3 protein-coding genes and 1 pseudogene are annotated in these 3082 nt (G+C 28.9%); 3 read left to right on the top strand and 1 reads right to left on the bottom strand.

What is annotated here, in order from left to right; genetic code table 11:
• The 3 genes from B4G36_RS04920 to B4G36_RS04930 form a co-directional block, all read left to right on the top strand.
• Positions 1-591: integrase core domain-containing protein (locus tag B4G36_RS04920; RefSeq protein ID WP_291062420.1), on the top strand; the 591-nt coding region annotated here is incomplete at its 5' end.
• 115 nt (positions 592-706) lie between these two features.
• Complete coding sequence (locus B4G36_RS04925) at positions 707-973, top strand: helix-turn-helix transcriptional regulator (protein WP_114999438.1); 267 nt, start codon at positions 707-709, stop codon at positions 971-973.
• A gap of 2 nt (positions 974-975) precedes the next feature.
• Positions 976-2238: a type II toxin-antitoxin system HipA family toxin gene (locus B4G36_RS04930; protein ID WP_291062422.1), complete on the top strand. Its 1263-nt coding sequence runs from the start codon at positions 976-978 to the stop codon at positions 2236-2238.
• Between the two features lie 186 nt (positions 2239-2424).
• On the opposite strand, the pseudogene B4G36_RS04935 reads toward B4G36_RS04930, so the two are convergent.
• A pseudogene (locus tag B4G36_RS04935) lies at positions 2425-2556 on the bottom strand (IS3 family transposase); the annotation flags it as partial.
• Between the last annotated feature and the right edge of the window lie 526 nt (positions 2557-3082).

Below are 3082 nucleotides of genomic sequence, written 5' to 3' on the forward strand. Positions count from 1 at the left end.
GAATCAAGTGTTTATCGTATTCTAAAGCGTAATAATGTCGCTAGATTAGACAGAAAGGTGACTAGAAGAGCCATGCATAGTATCAAGTATGAAAAAGAAACACCTGGTCATCAGGTACAAGTTGATGTTAAATTTCTGATTTTTCATGATTCAAATGGCACTGAAATCAAACGATTTCAATACACAGCGATTGATGATGCTACACGAATTAGAGCACTTAAAATCTCTGAAAAACATAATCAATTAAGTTCAATTGAATTCATAAATTATGTTGTAGAAAAATTCCCTTTTAGAATTAATACAATTCAAACAGATAATGGACACGAATTTCAATCAAAGTTTCATTGGCATGTTCAAGATTTAGGAATGAGACACCGATTTATAAAAGTGGGTACACCTCAATTAAATGGAAAAGTTGAACGATCTCATTTAACAGATAAAAAAGAGTTTTATCAACTTTTAAATTACACAGATGATGTGGATTTAAATAAGAAATTAGAAGAATGGGAAAACTTTTATAATTTCAAAAGACCACATGGTTCATTTAAAGGAAAAACACCTTATGAAATACTTAAATCTAAACTAAAATAATTATATTTAAAGTCTACGAAGTCATGAAGTACGACAGGTTTAATACAAACAAAATGTATACATTATTATATATTTTGTCTAAAATTCGTACATTTGATTATTATAATATACATTTATGTTAGATTTCACAACAATAAAAGATGTAAAAAATTCAATTGGTGAATGGTGTAAGAAAATGCGAAAAGCAGAACACTTAACACAACAAGAATTAGCTGATGAATTAGCGCTTTCTCGTTTAACAATTGCTAAACTTGAAAATGGAGAGAATCCTACAATCGAAACTCTTTTGAAAGTATTACAGTATTTTGACGAAATGAAATCAATCAATCAATTCGTTTCAGATAAAATTGAAAATTTAGATAATAATCAATCCATGTATTAATTATGGCAAAGAATCAAATCATTTCAATCAATTTTCATGGAATTGAAATTGGTAAAATTGGTTATGACGAAAACCAAAGGAAATCTTCATTCCAATATAATCCTGATTTTTTGGAGAATAACATCTATAAAAAAATATTTCCTTACGTCATTCGTAGAACACCTAATGTACAAGTATTTTCTGAGTTTGAGGGAGAAACGTTTCGAGGTTTACCTCCTATGATTGCTGATTCTTTACCTGATTTTTTTGGAAACATTGTTTTTAAGGAATGGCTTGAAGCGACTCAAAAAGACATAAGTTCAATCACTCCTTTAGAACAGCTTACTTACGTAGGAAAAAGAGGTATGGGAGCGATAGAATTTTCACCTGCAAAAGAAATTAGATCCAATCAAACAATTAATGTCGATGAAATTACAGAAGTAGTTAAAAAAGTATTGGATTTAAAAACTTCCACCGAAGAAAAAGGATTAAGTGATATTGCTTTACTGAATATTTTCAAGATTGGAACTTCAGCTGGCGGTGCACGACCTAAAATTTTGGTTTCGGAAAATAAATCTACAGGACATTTAATTCCTGGTGATTTAGAAACTTCTGAAGAATATAATCATTATTTAATCAAGCTTTCGATCGACGAAGATCAAGGCTATTCAAAAGAAAAAATCGAATATATTTATTATCAAATTGCAACTTCCATTGGAATTGAAATGATGCCTTCTAAATTAATTGAAGATAAACATTTTGCAACATTACGATTTGATCGTCAAAATGGACAAAAACAGCATATTTTGACAGCTTCAGGAATGACAGGGTGGGATTTCAAAAAGCCTGAAAATTCGTCTTATGAAAATCTTTTTAAACTAGCTTTTGATTTGAAACTTTCGCACAAAAATATTCAGCAATTATTTAAACGAATGGCTTTTAATCTTGTTTTTTTTAATATTGATGACCATTTAAAGAATTTCTCATTCATTTATGATACAGAAAAAGACCGTTGGAATTTAGCTCCTGCCTATGATTTAACCTATCCGTTAGATGCTTTAAAAAACTATCTTCGAATTTCAAGAGCGATGTCTATTAATGGAAAACGAACTGAAATTAATCGAACTGATTTACTGAAAATAGCTGATTTATTCACGATTAAAGATGCTAACGGAATTATTGATGAAGTCGTACAATCGACTAATCAATTCAGAATCCTATGTCAAAAACAAAATATTCCTGAAAAAGTGATTGATAAAATTGAATCTGAGTTTTTAATGTTTTAATTAAGAATAGCATGATACTAAATACAATTCGTTCAAGAGGATTTTGAATATCTTCAAAGAAAGACTCAGTTAATTTATATTGATAAGGGTTTTTGCTATTGAAGATTTTTATATTAATAGAAGATTTGCAGTTTTATGTAAGCAAATTTTGATAGCTGGTTATGCAAATAAAAAGTACAGTAAAATTTAAGCTACATTTTTGTAAACATTATTTAAGTTATTAAATTCTTCAATTGTTTTGTAATTCAATGAGCTGTGTCTTCTTTTTCTGTTGTACCAAATATCAATGTATTGAAATATTTCGCTTTCCATTTGTTTTATGAAAATCTGTACGTTGTCAAAATGATTTGGACACCTCTTTCTAAAAATTAAGAGAGTGTTTGGTTTATAAATTTATTATTTTTTCTTTCGAACACACTTTAGATCCTTTGCTCGTAATTCTGAACAATTTAACTAAAATTCGTCATTTCGATACTAAATCGTCGGATTTTTAATTTCTTTTTCAATATTCAAGTTTTAAATTTACTTTTAATAAGGAATTAAAAACCGTCATTGCTGAAGAGTCGAGTGTCAATTCGGCGTAGTGAGCGTCAAAAATGATTTACTGTTCGCATTTTATATGCGAATGATTTAAAGCATTTAGTGAGTAGCCATTATTGACCGATTTGTAGGCACAGACTTGACGTTTTTGGTTCGTTTTTGCGTCAAGGTAAAAATGAATGAAGGTAGTTTTGAAAAACGAGAATAATCTTTCTATCACTTTTTTATTCATAGCTTATCTATTTTAATTATAGGTATTCATATGCCCTTCGGGAAAGTTCATCAAAAAAACATTTGAAATTAA

The sequence above is a fragment of the Empedobacter sp. UBA3239 genome (assembly GCF_002362875.1).
Lineage (GTDB): Bacteria > Bacteroidota > Bacteroidia > Flavobacteriales > Weeksellaceae > Empedobacter > Empedobacter falsenii_B.